General features: G+C 61.3%; 13 protein-coding genes. 7 read left to right on the top strand and 6 right to left on the bottom strand.

Features of this window, described 5'->3' with window-relative positions; genetic code table 11:
• Positions 1 to 83 precede the first annotated feature (83 nt).
• Both ABQX22_RS06840 and ABQX22_RS06835 read right to left on the bottom strand, forming a co-directional pair.
• Positions 84 to 1,478, bottom strand: coding sequence for a GTPase/DUF3482 domain-containing protein (locus ABQX22_RS06840; RefSeq protein ID WP_349797813.1), 1,395 nt, complete (start codon positions 1,476 to 1,478; stop codon positions 84 to 86).
• Complete coding sequence (locus ABQX22_RS06835; protein WP_349797811.1) at positions 1,471 to 2,850, bottom strand: DUF2868 domain-containing protein; 1,380 nt, start codon at positions 2,848 to 2,850, stop codon at positions 1,471 to 1,473. The genes ABQX22_RS06840 and ABQX22_RS06835 overlap by 8 nt, the downstream gene beginning before the upstream one ends.
• A gap of 129 nt (positions 2,851 to 2,979) precedes the next feature.
• Here ABQX22_RS06835 and ABQX22_RS06830 point away from each other — a divergent pair, with 129 nt between their 5' ends.
• Together ABQX22_RS06830 and ABQX22_RS06825 are read left to right on the top strand one after the other, a co-directional pair.
• Positions 2,980 to 3,492 carry a dihydrofolate reductase gene (locus ABQX22_RS06830; RefSeq protein ID WP_349797809.1) on the top strand — a complete coding sequence of 171 codons (513 nt, stop codon included), beginning with the start codon at positions 2,980 to 2,982 and terminating at the stop codon, positions 3,490 to 3,492.
• Between the two features lie 197 nt (positions 3,493 to 3,689).
• Positions 3,690 to 4,745 (top strand): hypothetical protein, encoded by a 1,056-nt coding sequence (locus ABQX22_RS06825; RefSeq protein ID WP_349797807.1) that lies wholly within the window; start codon positions 3,690 to 3,692, stop codon positions 4,743 to 4,745.
• A gap of 44 nt (positions 4,746 to 4,789) precedes the next feature.
• Here ABQX22_RS06825 and ABQX22_RS06820 read toward each other — a convergent pair whose 3' ends face one another.
• Positions 4,790 to 6,058 carry a DASH family cryptochrome gene (locus ABQX22_RS06820; protein WP_349797805.1) on the bottom strand — a complete coding sequence of 423 codons (1,269 nt, stop codon included), beginning with the start codon at positions 6,056 to 6,058 and terminating at the stop codon, positions 4,790 to 4,792.
• 162 nt (positions 6,059 to 6,220) lie between these two features.
• On the opposite strand from ABQX22_RS06820, the gene ABQX22_RS06815 reads away from it, so the two are divergent.
• Positions 6,221 to 6,682: a DUF3429 domain-containing protein gene (locus ABQX22_RS06815; protein ID WP_349797803.1), complete on the top strand. Its 462-nt coding sequence runs from the start codon at positions 6,221 to 6,223 to the stop codon at positions 6,680 to 6,682.
• 79 nt (positions 6,683 to 6,761) lie between these two features.
• Here the strand turns inward: ABQX22_RS06815 and ilvD are convergent, their stop codons facing one another.
• On the bottom strand, positions 6,762 to 8,609 hold the full coding sequence (gene ilvD, locus ABQX22_RS06810; protein WP_349797801.1) for a dihydroxy-acid dehydratase: 1,848 nt from the start codon (positions 8,607 to 8,609) through the stop codon (positions 6,762 to 6,764).
• Between the two features lie 429 nt (positions 8,610 to 9,038).
• Here ilvD and ABQX22_RS06805 point away from each other — a divergent pair, with 429 nt between their 5' ends.
• Positions 9,039 to 9,497, top strand: a complete 459-nt coding sequence (locus tag ABQX22_RS06805; RefSeq protein WP_349797799.1) for an REP-associated tyrosine transposase — start codon at positions 9,039 to 9,041, stop codon at positions 9,495 to 9,497.
• A gap of 112 nt (positions 9,498 to 9,609) precedes the next feature.
• Here the strand turns inward: ABQX22_RS06805 and ABQX22_RS06800 are convergent, their stop codons facing one another.
• Positions 9,610 to 10,806, bottom strand: a complete 1,197-nt coding sequence (locus tag ABQX22_RS06800) for a class I SAM-dependent rRNA methyltransferase (protein ID WP_349797797.1) — start codon at positions 10,804 to 10,806, stop codon at positions 9,610 to 9,612.
• A gap of 196 nt (positions 10,807 to 11,002) precedes the next feature.
• Between ABQX22_RS06800 and ABQX22_RS06795 the strand changes: the two genes are divergently transcribed.
• From ABQX22_RS06795 to ABQX22_RS06785, 3 genes are all read left to right on the top strand, one after another.
• A complete protein-coding gene (locus ABQX22_RS06795; protein WP_349797795.1) occupies positions 11,003 to 11,869 on the top strand; it encodes an HDOD domain-containing protein in 867 nt (288 codons plus the stop codon).
• 36 nt (positions 11,870 to 11,905) lie between these two features.
• Positions 11,906 to 12,718: a bifunctional DNA-formamidopyrimidine glycosylase/DNA-(apurinic or apyrimidinic site) lyase gene (gene mutM / locus ABQX22_RS06790; RefSeq protein ID WP_349797793.1), complete on the top strand. Its 813-nt coding sequence runs from the start codon at positions 11,906 to 11,908 to the stop codon at positions 12,716 to 12,718.
• A gap of 198 nt (positions 12,719 to 12,916) precedes the next feature.
• Complete coding sequence (locus tag ABQX22_RS06785) at positions 12,917 to 13,255, top strand: hypothetical protein (protein ID WP_349797791.1); 339 nt, start codon at positions 12,917 to 12,919, stop codon at positions 13,253 to 13,255.
• Here ABQX22_RS06785 and ggt read toward each other — a convergent pair.
• Complete coding sequence (gene ggt, locus ABQX22_RS06780; RefSeq protein ID WP_349797790.1) at positions 13,237 to 14,982, bottom strand: gamma-glutamyltransferase; 1,746 nt, start codon at positions 14,980 to 14,982, stop codon at positions 13,237 to 13,239. The two genes, ABQX22_RS06785 and ggt, sit on opposite strands and share 19 nt — an antisense overlap.
• Positions 14,983 to 15,014: the final 32 nt, after the last annotated feature.

Below are 15,014 nucleotides of genomic sequence, written 5' to 3'. Positions count from 1 at the left end.
AGGAGCGAATTTATTCGCGAAAAGGGCGGCATGACCGACCCGCTTCTGCCGCTTGAATAGACGCTTCGCGAATAAATTCGCTCCTACAGGTTCGGCGTTTCAAGGCTGCCGGCCAACCCCTCAATTGCTTCCTGCCGTTCGGCCTGGTTCAGCTTGGGATGAGGATTGAGCGAAGACCACTGAGGGTGCGCCCGCGCCTTGCGCAGGTCGTCCGGCAACTTGCCTTCGCGCCAGGTTTTGTCCTGGGGCGCGGTCAACTTGATGCTGTCCAGCGCGGCGTGACCGCGAGCCTCCAGCGCGAGGAGCAACTGCCGCTGCCGCAATGCCAGCAGGCGCAAGACCGCATCGTCCACCGTCAGCTCACGCTGTCCCTTGATTTTGCCCAGCAATCGCCCGCCATAACTGCGTGCTGTCTGCAATGCACCGCCGGCGATAGCCCCCACCAGCGCCGCCGCGCCCAAGGTAATGCCGCCGACCAGCAAATCGACCCCCGCCCCGGCGGCGGCACCCGCAGCAATCCCGCTGCCAACCCGCACACCCAACAACTTCAAGGTTTCAGGATTGAACAGATCGTCACCCCAGCGCCCGTCCAGCAGCGGGAGATCACTGGCCGAAGCGTCCTGCACACGAAACGCGTACAGCTTGAGCAGCGACTCTACGCAGCGTTGTTCCCGTTGCCGCACCGCTTTGCGCAGATCGGCAATGGCGGCCTGGACCTCATCCGAGGTCGCCGCCACGCTGCGACGGCACGCCGCGCAATCGAGCAGCAACTCGGCGATTAATCGGGCAGCGCTGTGTCGACGTGCCTGGCGCTGGGCTTCCTGATCGACAATCAGCCGCTCAAGCTGGTCGCGGGAATTCTCCAGCAGCAACGCCAGGCTTTCGTACAACCGCCGCTCGCCATCTTCGGGCGGCGCAACGCTGTCGAACCGCACCAGCGCGTGCAACCCCAGTCGCGCCAGGGCCTCACGCCAATCCGGTTCGCGGTGCTGAGCGCTGCTGACGAAATTGAGCACCGGCAGCAGCGGCTTTCCGCAACTGGCCAGCACGGCCAGCTCGTCACGGTATTTCGCCAGCACCGGCTCCCGGGCGTCGATCACGTACAAACCGGCGTCGGAGGCCAGCAGTTGGCGCAACACCTTGGCTTCCTGCTCGAAACGCTGGCGTGCTTCGCTGCCGTCGAGAAACCGCGACAGGCGAGCGGGGCCGTCGAGTCGTTCGCCCGGGCGATCAAGCCGTTCCAGGTAGTCCAGCAGCGCGATGGCGTCCTCCAGCCCCGGCGTGTCGTACAGCTCAAGCAACGCCTGGCCGTCCACCGACAAGCGCGCGCCTTCGACGTGCCGCGTGGTGCTGGGCCGATGGGACACGTCGCCGAAGCCGACATCCCGGGTCAATGTGCGCAGCAGCGAGGTCTTGCCGACGTTGGTGTGGCCGACCACGGCCAGACGCAACGCGCGAGGCGTGTCCGAATCAGTCATGGCCCGTCTCCAGCCAGGTGAGGGGCGCGCTGTCCGCCCAGATCACGTCCATTTGCTGCAGCGCGGTATGCCAGTCGCCCAGCCGGTCGGCATCCAGTGCCTGTCCGGGCGGGGCCGGCAACAGCCAGACCCGCGTGGAACCGGCACAGCGTGCCAGCTCGGCAATCAGCGAGAGACTGCCGCGATCAGGCGAGCGTCTCGGGTCACAGGCAATGGCCAGGCGTGCGGGGGGGAAGCGTGTGAGTTGATCCAGCAGCCTGTTGCGCGATTCCCGGCTGTCGAGAATGCCGGCGTCCGCGACGGTTTTCGGCAGTTTGGGTGGCCAATCACGTTGATCGTCCAGCTCGATGGCCACCAGCAGCGCGCCTTCGCTTTCAAGGGGCTCGGCGTTGTGCCGGACCTGATGAAGCTGTTCCGGAGCGGCGTCGTTCACGCCCAAGCGCTCACTGCTCGGCATCAGGCGTTCGCGTAACTCGACGTAGCCCGGCAGGCTCAGATCGAGGGTCAGCGCTGCCCGGCCGCGACGCCAGCGCCAGAAGCAGACCAGGGCCAACAGCAATCGGGGGACGATGCCGTACACCACCAACACGCCGACCAACCACGCGGCCCAGGCCTGGCGGGCGTCCTCGACGACCAAGGAGCTGTCGCCGCTGGCGCGGATCATGGCATCGGTCGGCACACTGAAACCCAGCAGCGCCGGGATCGCACCGAGCGCGTGAGTCAGGGCGACGAAGGTGTCGCTGCCGAGAATGGTGGTTTCCCAGACGAACCCGTAGCGACGGGTCGCCATCAGCATCAGCAGCATCACCAGCGCGCTGAACAATGCCAGTAGCCAGACGCTGTGGATAAGGGCGCCCAGCACCCAGCGATTCAGGCGCTTGCGCTGCAGCAACAGGACCAGTGCGGGCGCCAGCTGAGCGGCCTGGGCGTCGCGGGCGAGTTTTTCGCTGAGCCACAGCCAGAGACGGCCGAGGCTGGCGGTGCTTTCACCGGCAAAGGCCAGGCTCAGCGCCCAACTGATCAGCAGGATCAGGTTGATCCCAAGCAGGCTGCCCAGCGCCCAGAACACGTTGACCGGGGCCCGCCCGTCGCCCAGCGCGGCGAAGGCCAGGCCCGCGCCACTGATCACGGCGAAGACCGCCAGCACTATCAGCGCCAGCCGCGCGCCTTGCTTCCAGTGATGGAGTGCAGCCAGCATCCCGTCGCGCTCGGCCAGAAAGCGCGCGCGGTGCTTGATGCGCGTGAGCAAATCGCCGACCTGAACGCGGGCCTGGCGATTGGCTTCGGTGTCTTCAAGGGCGCCGGCCTGTACTTCGCGCAGGCGCACGGCTTCGGTCAGCCACAGGTCATCGAGTGGGGTCAGAGCAGTCACACGGCGTCTCGTTGATAAAGTCAGGGGGAGCATAACCGTTAAAAACAACTTGGTGAAAAATGCGAGCTAAGCGATGCATGTCTACATTCTCGGTTCAGCAAAACCGGATGCTCTGGTATTCTCGCCGCCATGAAAAAGCCCCTTACCCTCAGCCTGATTGCAGCCATCGGTGAAGACCACGTGATCGGCTGGAATAACTCTATGCCTTGGCATCTGCCAGCGGACTTCAAGTATTTCAAAGCGACGACCTTGGGCAAGCCGATCATCATGGGCCGGAACACCTGGGACTCTCTCGGTCGTCCATTGCCTGGTCGATTGAATCTTGTCGTTAGCCGCCAGAAAGGTCTGACGCTCGAAGGCGCTGAAGTGTTCACTTCTTTGGACGCAGCCATCGAACGTGCCGAAGCCTGGGCGAACGAACAGGGTGTTAGCGAAATCATGCTGATCGGTGGCGCGCAGCTGTACACGCTAGGTCTGCCGCAAGCCGATCGTTTGTACCTGACCCGCGTGGCGCTGAGTCCGGAAGGGGATGCGTGGTTTCCGCAGTTTGATGAAGCTGAGTGGAAACTGGTGTCCAACGAAGCGCATCCGGCACTGGACGACAAGCCAGCGTACAGCTTTGAGGTCTGGGAGCGGCGTTAATCCGATTCGCGAGTGAGTTCGATCACTGCAGGAGCGAATTCATTCGCGAAGATCTGAAACATGGTCGTTTTCACGCCCCCTGTCGCGAATCGTTCTCACCGTGACGCCATCAGAACATGCGCGGTCGCTGACGCACCCAACCCGTCACGTCTTTTTGCTACGGTCGATCCCTCGAATTAAAAGGGGAGGACACCGATATGAAGCTCGCACCCAAATTGTTGGCCGCTGCACTGTGCTTCGGTCTGGCGGGACAAGTTTTCGCCACCGAGCTGGCACACTGGCCGGAACCGGCCGCCAAACAGCTCAACGCAATGATTGCGGCCAATGCCAACAAAGGTAATTTCGCCGTCTTCGACATGGACAACACCAGCTACCGCTACGACCTCGAAGAATCGCTGCTGCCGTACATGGAAAACAAAGGGCTGATCACCCGCGAATCCCTCGATCCTTCCCTCAAGCTGATCCCGTTCAAAGACACGGCCAGCCACAAGGAAAGCCTGTTCAGCTATTACTACCGGCTCTGTGAAATCGACGACATGGTCTGCTACCCGTGGGTCGCGCAGGTGTTTTCCGGTTTTACGCTCAAGCAGCTCAAGGGCTACGTGGACGAGCTGATGGCGTCCGGCAAACCGATTTCCAGCACCTATTACGACGGCGATGCGGTCAAGACCATCGAGGTCAATCCGCCAAAAATCTTCACCGGCCAGGCTGAGCTGTACAACAAGCTGATGGAGAACGGCATCGAGGTCTACGTCATGACCGCCGCCTCCGAAGAGCTGGTGCGCATGGTCGCCTCGGATCCGAAGTACGGTTACAACGTCAAACCGCAGAACGTGATCGGCGTAACCACGCTGTTGAAGAATCTCCAGACCGGCGAGCTGACCACCTCCCGCAAGCAGATCACGGCCGGCAAATATGACGAGAAAGCCAACCTGGGCCTGGAGCTGACGCCTTACCTGTGGACGCCGGCGACCTGGATGGCGGGCAAGCATGCGGCGATCCTGACCTACATTGATGAGTGGAAAAAGCCGGTATTGGTTGGCGGCGATACCCCCACCAGCGATGGCTACATGCTGTTTCACGACGTGGACGTGGCCAAGGGCGGCGTGCACCTGTGGATCAACCGCAAAGACAAGTACATGACCCAGCTCAACGGCATGATGGCCAAACACGCAGCGGCGCAGGCGAAGGAAGGCTTGCCGGTGACGGCGGACAAGAACTGGGTGATCGTGAAGCCTGAAGACATTCAATAACCGGCTCGCAGGGCAGCACGGCGATTGACCGTGCTGCCTCAGCGTCAGGCCCATAACCGTCGATAAACGCCGTCCGCGTCATGGTCACTGGCCTGCTTGGCTGTGTTGAAACGCCGTCCTCCCCTGGGGTCCGTCCCGAATCCTGCGATATACAGCCAATTGCCTTGATTGCTGTAAACGTCGTAATCCACCAGTTGCGCCTCAAACCAGGCAGCCCCCGCACGCCAGTCGCATTTAAGGTCATGGATCAGGTAACTGGCGACGATCTGACGCATGCGATTGGAGAGATAACCGGTGGCTGCCAGCTCGCGCATGCCCGCATCAACCAGAGCCTCTCCGGTTTCGCCACGGCACCAGCGGTCGAACCCCTGCGCGTTGTGATGGGGCAAATCGCTACCGATCAAACCGCTGGCTCGATACAGGCGTCGTCCGTATTTAAGGTGCAGAAAACGAAAGTAGTCGCGCCACAGTAACTCGAAGAAAATCCAGTACGTACTGTCGTTGGCGCCCTGTGCAGTTTCGAAGCGTCTCAGCGCCTGATCGATCTGCGGGGCCGACAATGAGCCCTGGGCCAGCCACGCAGAGAACTTGGTGGAGTCATCAACCGCGCTAAGGTTATTGCGCGTGGCCTTGTAGCTGTTGGCCAACTGCCGCTCGAAATACTGATGTAAGTGCGCCTGCGCTGCGTGCTCGCCGCCGCTGAAAGCCGGTGTTTGATAAGCAAGCGCGGAGCGCGGATCATGGTTTGGCGGCACAGGTAAACTGATCGGTGCCGCAAAGAAGCCCTGTGCAGGTGCAGGTATCGTTGTCGGCACCGGCACAATCGTGCGTGCCTGCGTGTGTGCTTTCTCGATCAAGCGTCGGAAGCTGCTGAACACATCGGGCAGTTGGTCAACGCTCATCGGCAGCGACTCAACGCTGAACACGCTCGATTGCCAGTGATCCTCGACCTCAAGCCCCGCTGAGCGCAGCGCCTTGAGCTGAGCCTCCTCCTCGGGGGCGGCGATGCGCTCACAGAGGATTTTATCGGCGCCCAAGCGCTGTGCAAGTGCCACTAATTGCTCAACCGGGTCGCCCACTATCTGCATCAACGCACTGCCGCGAGCGCTCAGTTGATCGGCGAGGTCGCACACCGCCGCGTTTTCAAAGTACTTGCGATGGCGCCCCACACGCTCAAAGCCCCAGGCCGTAGATGCTGGCGTCGGCGTGCAATACACCGGCAACAAGGCGTCAGCCTGTTCGCACGCAAGGGAGAACGCGGGGTTGTCGGCAAGTCGGAGGTCTTGGCGAAACCAGTAGATCAAGGTACTCATGGACAGCTCTCGTTCATGGCGGTTTTAGCGTCGACAGGTAGGATTAGGACCGATGCCTTCGCTCAGGGTTGCCGGTGTTTGCAGCTGAGTCAGCAGAACGGTGAACCCTGGCCGCGCTTTTGTGCCTACAGTCTTGAATGCCATTGACTGTAAGGAGCTGAAATGAACGTGTCGTCCGCGACTTCGCCGCCAACGCTTGTTGGCTTGTTGGGTTATGGCGGTCTTGTGCCCTTTATCGTGCTGGCGCTGGTGATCCCCTTTTCTGATGAGCAGGGTGAGTTCTTGGGGCGGGCGCTGGTCGCTTACGGCGCGGTCATTCTGAGTTTCGTGGGCGCCTTGCACTGGGGGTTCGCCATGACGCTGCACGACATGAGCCCGGAACAGCGCCGTACCCGATTCGTCTGGAGTGTCTTGCCTGCGCTTATCGCCTGGCCTGCAACACTGTTGCCGGTGCCGTTGGGGTGTGTGCTGCTGATTGCCGGCTTCGCTGCCCACTACTGGCAGGACAGGCACATGGTGCGTGCGCTGCGTTTGCCTGACTGGTACTTGCCGCTACGCATTCAGTTGACGTCCGTTGCGAGCGTTTGCCTGCTAGTCGGTGCGATTGCCGTAGCCATCCGCTAAAACATCGAAGGATTACGCCAGGCCTGCAGACAGAAAAACACCCCGACGTGCGGGGTGTTTTTCAAGGCGCTGCCGATGCTTACGGCACCAGCTTATCCAGCAATGCCTTGTCCCGCACCGCGCCCTTATCGGCGCTGGTGGCGAGCAATGCGTAGGCCTTCAACGCGGTGGTCACTTTGCGTGGCCGCGACTCGACCGGCTTCCAGCCTTTCTTGTCCTGCTCGGCGCGGCGGTCAGCCATTTCTTCGTCGCTGATCAACAGGTTGATCCCACGGTTCGGAATGTCGATCAGCACTTTGTCACCGTCGCGCACCAGACCAATCGCGCCGCCCGCTGCGGCTTCCGGTGAGGCGTGGCCGATGGACAGGCCAGACGTACCGCCTGAAAAACGCCCGTCGGTCAGCAGCGCACAGGCTTTGCCCAGCCCCTTGGACTTCAGGTACGAGGTCGGGTAGAGCATTTCCTGCATGCCCGGGCCGCCTTTCGGACCTTCGTAGCGGATGATCACGATGTCGCCGGCTTTTACTTCGTCCGCAAGGATGCCGCGCACAGCACTGTCCTGGCTTTCGAAGATCTTGGCATTGCCTTCAAACACGTGGATCGACTCGTCCACGCCGGCGGTTTTTACCACGCAACCGTCCACCGCGATGTTGCCGTACAGCACGGCCAGGCCGCCTTCTTGGGAATAGGCGTGCTCGACGCTGCGGATACAGCCGTTCTCGCGGTCGTCATCCAGGGTTTCCCAGCGGGTGGACTGGCTGAACGCGGTTTGCGTCGGGATGCCGCCCGGGCCCGCCTTAAAGAAGTGATGAACCGCTTCGTCGGTGGTCTGGGTGATGTCCCACTTGGCGATGCCTTCGGCCATGGTTTTGCTGTGCACGGTCGGCAGCTCGGTGTGCAGCAAGCCGCCACGGGCCAGGGAGCCAAGGATGCTGAAGATGCCGCCGGCGCGGTGCACGTCTTCCATGTGGTACTTCTGGATGTTTGGCGCCACTTTGCACAGCTGCGGCACTTTGCGTGACAGGCGGTCGATGTCGCGCAGGTCGAAGTCGATCTCGGCTTCTTGCGCGGCGGCCAGCAAATGCAGGATGGTGTTGGTCGAGCCGCCCATGGCGATGTCCAGCGTCATCGCATTCTCGAACGCTTTGAAGTTGGCGATGTTGCGCGGCAGCACCGAGTCATCGTTGTCGCGGTAGTAGGTTTTGCACAGGTCGACGATGGTGCGACCGGCCTGCAGGAACAGTTCTTCGCGGTCGCTGTGGGTCGCCAGCGTCGAACCGTTGCCCGGCAGGGCCAGGCCAAGCGCTTCGGTCAGGCAGTTCATCGAGTTGGCGGTGAACATGCCGGAGCACGAACCGCACGTCGGGCAGGCGCTGCGCTCGTATTCCGCGACTTTCTCGTCGCTGGCTTCGGAGTCTGCGGCGATGACCATGGCGTCCACCAGGTCCAGGCCGTGGCTGGCGAGCTTGGTCTTGCCAGCTTCCATCGGGCCGCCGGAAACGAAGATCACCGGGATGTTCAGGCGCAAGGCGGCCATCAACATGCCGGGGGTGATTTTGTCGCAGTTGGAAATGCACACGATGGCATCGGCGCAGTGGGCGTTGACCATGTACTCGACGGAGTCGGCGATGATCTCGCGGCTCGGCAGCGAATACAGCATGCCGTCATGGCCCATAGCGATGCCGTCGTCCACGGCGATGGTGTTGAATTCCTTCGCCACGCCGCCGGCGCGTTCGATCTCGCGGGCAACCAGCTGGCCCAGGTCCTTGAGGTGTACATGGCCCGGGACGAACTGGGTGAACGAGTTGGCGATGGCGATGATGGGTTTCTTGAAATCTTCGTCCTTCATGCCCGTGGCGCGCCACAAGGCACGTGCGCCGGCCATATTGCGGCCGTGGGTGGACGTTTTCGAACGGTAATCAGGCATTGGAACACTCCGGCTAATCGGCTAATCAAGGAAGGGAGTGAGCTTCTAGTGACGTCGTGTGCAAATGGCAGTGACCGGATGCAGCGAAGAAACCGATAGCGTCGCAGGATCGCCGCGCGCTCGGCCTGAGCTCATAAACCCGCCGGGGGATGATGGCGATGAATAGCGGTGATTCTACACCTGTGAGCGGGGGAGGGAATGGCGGACATGATGGCTGGGCAATTGAGCCGGGCAGGGGGATTTATGCGTGAAGCCATCGCGGGCAAGCGCGCTCCTACAGGCGAACGCATTGCACCATGAAATACAATCAACTGTAGGAGCGCGCTTGCCCGCGATTCGGTGGTTGGGACACATCAGGAATACCTTCTTGCACAACCATAGTCCTTCTCACTACTAGGCTGACTACTGAATACATATCAGGGCAATGGAATGCCTCCGTCTCAACGCGGTAAAGATTTACGTAACGGTCGATACTCTGAGACTGGCCGAATTTACCTGCTGACATCCGTCACTTATGGGCGCCAGCCGCTTTTCAACGACTGGCGCATTGGGCGTCTGGTAGTCGATCAATTTCGAAATGCTGAGCAAGAGGGCCTGGCAAATTCCCTCGCGTGGGTGGTGATGCCCGATCATTTCCACTGGCTTGTAGAGTTGAAGAAGGGAAGCCTGGGAATGTTGATGCGTCGAATCAAGGCAGGCAGTGCTCTCGCGGTGATGAGGACCGGACAAACACCGTTTCGTGTTTGGCAGAAGGGCTACCACGACAGGGCAATATGCAGGGAAGAGGATTTGCAGAGCGTTGCGAGGTACATCGTTGCCAATCCGCTGAGAGCGGGTTTGGTGCGACGCGTAGGCGATTACCCGCTTTGGGATGCTGTATGGCTTTAAGATTTTTCGCGGGCAAGCGCGCTCCTACAATGGAGCGCGTTGCATCAAGGAAATGCGATCAACTGTAGGAGCGCGCTTGCCCGCGATGGGGTAAGCCCAACCGCCGCACATCTCAACTATTGGGCAACAGCCGGCAGGTGATGCTTTTGATGTACCGCGTTTCGGCGATCGCCGGGTGGACGGGGTGGTCGGGGCCTTGGCCGCCGCGTTCCAGGAGCTGGATGTTGCGGTCCAGGTGGCGGGCGCTGGTGAGGAGGATGTTTTGCAGGTCGTCCTCGGGCAGGTGCATGGAGCACGATGCGCTGACCAGGATGCCGTCCTTGCTCAGCAGGCGCATGGCCTGTTCGTTCAGGCGGCGGTAGGCGCCTTCGCCGTTTTTCAGGTCCTTCTTCTTTTTGATGAACGCCGGTGGATCGGCAATGATCACGTCGAATCGCTCTTCGCCCGCTTTCAGTTCTTTCAGTGCTTCGAACACGTCGCCTTCGATGCACGCGACCTTGTCGGTGAAGCCGTTCAGCGCAGCGTTACGCTCCACGCCGTCCAGCGCAAAGGTCGACGCGTCGACGCACGTGACGTCAGCGGCACCGAACGCCGCTGCCTGCACGCCCCAGCCACCGATGTAGCTGAACAGGTCCAGCACGCGCTTGCCTTTGACGTACGGCGCCAGACGGGCGCGGTTCATGCGGTGGTCGTAGAACCAGCCGGTCTTCTGGCCTTCCATGACCGGCGCTTCGAATTTCACACCGTTCTCTTCCAGCGCCACCCACTCCGGTACCAGGCCGAACGCGGTTTCGACGTAGCGAGTCAGGCCTTCGGCATCACGGGCTGCGGAGTCGTTCTTGAGCAGGATGCCGCTTGGCTTGACCACCTGAATCAGGGCCGCCAGCACGTCATCCTTGTGCGCTTCCATGGTGGCGGAAGCGAGTTGCACGACGAGAATGTCGCCGAAACGATCCACCACCAGACCCGGCAGCAGGTCGGAATCGCCAAAGACGAGACGGTAGAACGGCTTGTCGAACAGGCGATCACGCAGGGACAGGGCGACATTCAGGCGATGAACCAGCAGCGACTTGTCCAGCGGCAGCTTGATGTCACGGGACAGCAGCCGGGCGCAAATGAGGTTGTTGGGGCTCAGGGCGACGATGCCCAACGGCTTCCCGCCGGCGGTTTCCAGAATGGCTTGTGCCCCCGGAGCGAAGGCATTGAGGGGGGTGACGGCAACGTCGATTTCGTTGCTGTAGATCCACAGGTGACCGGCGCGTAGGCGTCGGTCGGCGTTGGCTTTGAGGCGCAAGCTGGGCAGGGACATGACGTCGCTCCGGAAAAAAGAGCGGGATTATAACGTGTGATCCCGGCGTGAGGCCGCGATTGCTCGAATTAAACGGCTAGCGGTCGGATGCCCGCGACGCAGCGGGCCGGGCTTGAGCCGCAGTGCAGCATTTCACCGGTTGTCGAGGCGGGGGCGGTAGGGGTTAGAATCGATCCCTGAGCCAGAGTGTTTACCTATGTCCCAAGAGTTAACGTCCGAGCAGATCCAGCAAGTACTGCAAGGCATCAGTGTTCCTCCGCAGCCGCAAATCATGGTGGATCTGCAGATGGAGCAGTACATGCCCGACCCTGATCTGGGCGCCATCGCCCGGTTGATCGCGCAGGATCCAGGGCTGTCCGGGGCGCTGCTGAAGATTGTCAATTCATCGCATTACGGGCTCTCCAACAAGATTGCCTCGATCCAGCGCGCGGTGAATCTGCTGGGCAGCCGGTCCGTGATCAACCTGATCAACGCCCAGTCGATCAAAAGTGAAATGAGCGACGAAACCATTGTCGTCTTGAGTCGTTTCTGGGACAGCGCCCAGGACGTGGCAATGACCAGTCTGACGCTGGCCAAGCGCGTTGGCTCGCAAACGGTGGACGAGTCCTACGCATTGGGTCTGTTTCACGACTGCGGCATTCCGCTGATGCTCAAGCGCTTTCCTCAGTACATGGACGTGCTCGAAGAAGCGTACGCCAACGCCAGTCCAGACACCCGCGTGGTTGACACTGAAAACCGGGCGCTGAACACCAACCATGCCGTTGTCGGCTATTTCACCGCCAAGTCGTGGCGATTACCGGAACATGTCACCAACGCCATCGCCAATCATCACAACGCGCTGGCGATCTTCCAGGATGACTCGGGCCGTAATGCGCCACTGAAAAACCTGCTGGCGGTGCTGAAGATGGCCGAGCATATCTGCGCTTCACACCGCGTATTGGGCAACCAGACCATCGATCATGAATGGAACAGCATCGGCCATCTGGTGCTCGATTACATGGGGCTGTCTGACTACGACTTCGAAAACCTGAAAGAAAGTATTCGCGAACTGGGCGCGATTTGATGTTTCGCCCTGCCTCACGTCCTCAACGAGCTGCTCATGCCTGAACTCCCTGAAGTCGAAACCACCCGCCGCGGCATTGCGCCGCATCTGGAAGGCCAGCGCGTGAGCCGAGTGATCGTGCGCGATCGCCGTTTGCGTTGGCCGATCCCCGAAGACCTGGACGTGCGGCTGTCCGGGCAGAAGATCGTGGTAGTGGAGCGCCGCGCCAAGTACCTGCTGATTCAGGCCGAGGTGGGTACTTTGATCAGCCATTTGGGCATGTCGGGCAACCTGCGGCTGGTGGAAGCCGGTCTGCCGGCGCTCAAACATGAGCATGTGGACATCGAGTTGGAGTCTGGCCTGGCCCTGAGGTACACCGACCCCCGGCGTTTCGGCGCAATGCTGTGGAGCCTTGATCCGCATAACCATGAGTTGCTGTTGCGACTGGGCCCGGAGCCGCTGACTGATCTGTTCGACGGGCTTCGCCTGTTCGAGCGTTCACGGGGGCGGTCGATGGCGGTCAAGCCGTTCATCATGGACAACGCAGTCGTGGTCGGCGTGGGTAACATCTACGCCACCGAGGCGCTGTTCGCGGCCGGCATTGACCCCAGGCGCGAAGCCCAGAGTGTGTCCAAGGCGCGTTACATAAAGCTTGCGGGTGAAATCAAACGCATTCTGGCCGCCGCCATCGAGCGTGGCGGCACGACGCTGCGTGATTTCATTGGCGGTGATGGGCAGCCGGGCTATTTCCAGCAGGAGTTGTTCGCTTACGGCCGAGGCGGGCAACCGTGCAAGGTCTGCGGCACAGAGCTGCGGGAGGTCAAACTGGGGCAGCGGGCGAGTGTTTATTGCCCGAAATGTCAGAAGTAGGCCGTTCTGAACTGTAGGAGCGCGCTTACCCGCGATTGCTTTATTTCAGCCAATAAATCTTTATCGGTTGAAGGGGCGTCTTCGCGGGCAAGCGCGCTCCTGCAAGGCGCAACCCGAGTGCGGATATCCCCTTGCACAACCCCAATCCCTGTTTATAGTGAGCAACATCCCCTACCACTGCGCCTGAAGGATCACGCCATGAGCCCGTTTCGTATTCTTGCTGCCAGTCTGGCGTTGTTTCTCGGCCTGCAGGCGACGCCTGCGTTCGCGCAATCGGAGGGTTCAGGCAGCGGTGATCCGGTGTATCAGGTACAGACGCCGCCGGCGTTCGCGATGATGGCCGATCTGGTCATCGCCCGGCCGCTGTTGATTGTCGCGACCGTCGTCGGTGCTGGCCTGTTCGTGATCGCGCTGCCGTTTACCGCGACCGGCGGCGGCATTGGCCGAACCGGCAAGGCGTTGGTCGTCGACCCCGCCAGGGCGGCCTTCGTGCGCTGCCTGGGTTGTACCGGCGACAGCTACGGCGAGCAGGAGTGATCTGCACACCGCTTGCTCACACTCAGCGGAGCGTCCGGCCGAAACACCACTGACACCCCCATTCCCCGCGGATCGCTCGCCGCCTCGGTTCTGGCGTTGCGCTTGTTCCAGAACAGCACCTGCTGATTGCCGTACGGACGCGGGGTTTCCTTGAGTCGATAGCCGCGCTCCTGCAGATCAAGCAGCTCCTGAGCCGTAAAGGCTGCAGGCTCATAGTCCAGAACGTCCGGCATGTACTGATGGTGGTAGCGAGCGGTCGCTGCCCAGTTTGCTATTGGCTGATCGTCCAGAAATTGCAGCATCGACAGCAACACCGTGCTGGGAATCCGGCTGCCTCCTGGCGTACCGAACGCGGCGAACGTGCGGGGGCTTTCGATGAAGCTTGGGCTCATGCTCGACAGCGGCCGTTTACCCGGCACGATGGAATTGGCTGTGCCTGCGAGCGCAGCTGTCGCGTTACCGGGGTCTGGCTCAGGGGTAAATTGATCCATCTCATCGTTGAGCAGTACGCCTGTGCCGGGCACGGTAAAGGTTGAACCGAACGGCATGTTGACCGACAAGGTAGCGGCCACGGCATTACCGTCCCGGTCCAGTACCGCGAAATGCGTGGTGTTGCCGCCTTCGCGCCACCTGGGCGCGGGTGGCAGCGTATTGTTGGGCGTTGCGTTGTGGGGATCGATGCTGGTGACCCGCTGCATCAAGTACTCAGGGTCCAGCACCTGCGCCAGCGGGTTGGTCACGAAGTCCGGGTCCCCGAACAGCACCCGGTCGCGGTAGGCCCGGCGCAGCACTTCAACCACGTAATGGGCCCGCTGTACGTTCCCCGACTCGCGCCAGGGCAATTGCTGCAGCATGAACAGGCTTTGCGCCAAAGCAACCCCGCCGGCGGAGGGCGGCGGTGCCGTGATCAGTTCACGCTGATCGGCCATCGCAAACCGCAATGGCTGGCGGGTGATCACTTCGTATTGCTCGAAATCATGGAAATTCCAGATGCCACCGGCGCCACGAACGCCGTTGATCATGGCTTGCGCGGTCAACCCTCCGTAAAAACCGTCCCGTCCCTTGTCAGCCAGACGGTCCAGGGTCGCCGCCAGCTCGGGTTGCTTGATGATCTCGCCGAACGCGGGCACGTTATTGCCGCGCAGGAACAGCCGGGCGCTTTCTTTATTACCGCGCAGGGCAAACAGCCGCCAGCTGGCCCGCTCGCGGTAAATGTCGTCCACGGCAAAGCCCTCGTACGCAATGCGAATGGCGGGGGCGAGGGATACCGTCAGCGGCAGTTTGCCGTAGTGCTCCGCCAGTTCGACCAGCGCAGCTGGCAGCCCCGGAATGGCGGCGGCCAAGGGCCCGTTGAGCGAGAGGTCCGGCTGCACGATGCCGTTGCGGCGGAAAAGGTTATTGGTGGCTTTGAGCGGGGCTTTTTCCCGTGCGTCGAGAAATTGGTACTGCGTTGGCTCGCCGGCCTGGCGAAGCAGAAAAAACCCGCCACCGCCCAAGCCAGACGCATACGGCTCTACAACCGCGAGCACCGCACTGATGGCAATGGCCGCGTCGAACGCGTTACCGCCCGCACTCATGACTTCCCGACCAGCGGCGGTCGCCTGGGGGTGTGCGGTGGCAATGGAGGCAAGGTCTGGGTGAGTGGGCCTGGCCTGGGCCAGAGCCGCGCACGAGAACAACAGTGCGCCGAAGAATAAAGGAGGAATCTGCCTGAGGTTCAGCGTCATGCGTCTCTCGCTTAAATCGAAAATGGCAGTGA

It is taken from the genome of Xanthomonas sp. WHRI 1810A (assembly GCF_040202885.1).
Taxonomy (GTDB): Bacteria; Pseudomonadota; Gammaproteobacteria; order Pseudomonadales; family Pseudomonadaceae; genus Aquipseudomonas.
The sequence above is the reverse complement of the archived record's forward strand: the minus strand, read 5'-3'. Positions and strand labels throughout refer to the sequence as shown.

Coding starts and splice junctions, on each gene's coding strand:
- ABQX22_RS06830 (WP_349797809.1), top strand. CDS start 2,980: ATGAAAAAGCCCCTTACCCTCAGCCTGATTGCAGCCATCGGTGAAGAC.
- ggt (WP_349797790.1), bottom strand. CDS start 14,982: ATGACGCTGAACCTCAGGCAGATTCCTCCTTTATTCTTCGGCGCACTG.
- ABQX22_RS06840 (WP_349797813.1), bottom strand. CDS start 1,478: ATGACTGATTCGGACACGCCTCGCGCGTTGCGTCTGGCCGTGGTCGGC.
- ABQX22_RS06815 (WP_349797803.1), top strand. CDS start 6,221: ATGAACGTGTCGTCCGCGACTTCGCCGCCAACGCTTGTTGGCTTGTTG.
- mutM (WP_349797793.1), top strand. CDS start 11,906: ATGCCTGAACTCCCTGAAGTCGAAACCACCCGCCGCGGCATTGCGCCG.
- ilvD (WP_349797801.1), bottom strand. CDS start 8,609: ATGCCTGATTACCGTTCGAAAACGTCCACCCACGGCCGCAATATGGCC.
- ABQX22_RS06805 (WP_349797799.1), top strand. CDS start 9,039: ATGCCTCCGTCTCAACGCGGTAAAGATTTACGTAACGGTCGATACTCT.
- ABQX22_RS06800 (WP_349797797.1), bottom strand. CDS start 10,806: ATGTCCCTGCCCAGCTTGCGCCTCAAAGCCAACGCCGACCGACGCCTA.
- ABQX22_RS06825 (WP_349797807.1), top strand. CDS start 3,690: ATGAAGCTCGCACCCAAATTGTTGGCCGCTGCACTGTGCTTCGGTCTG.
- ABQX22_RS06785 (WP_349797791.1), top strand. CDS start 12,917: ATGAGCCCGTTTCGTATTCTTGCTGCCAGTCTGGCGTTGTTTCTCGGC.
- ABQX22_RS06820 (WP_349797805.1), bottom strand. CDS start 6,058: ATGAGTACCTTGATCTACTGGTTTCGCCAAGACCTCCGACTTGCCGAC.
- ABQX22_RS06795 (WP_349797795.1), top strand. CDS start 11,003: ATGTCCCAAGAGTTAACGTCCGAGCAGATCCAGCAAGTACTGCAAGGC.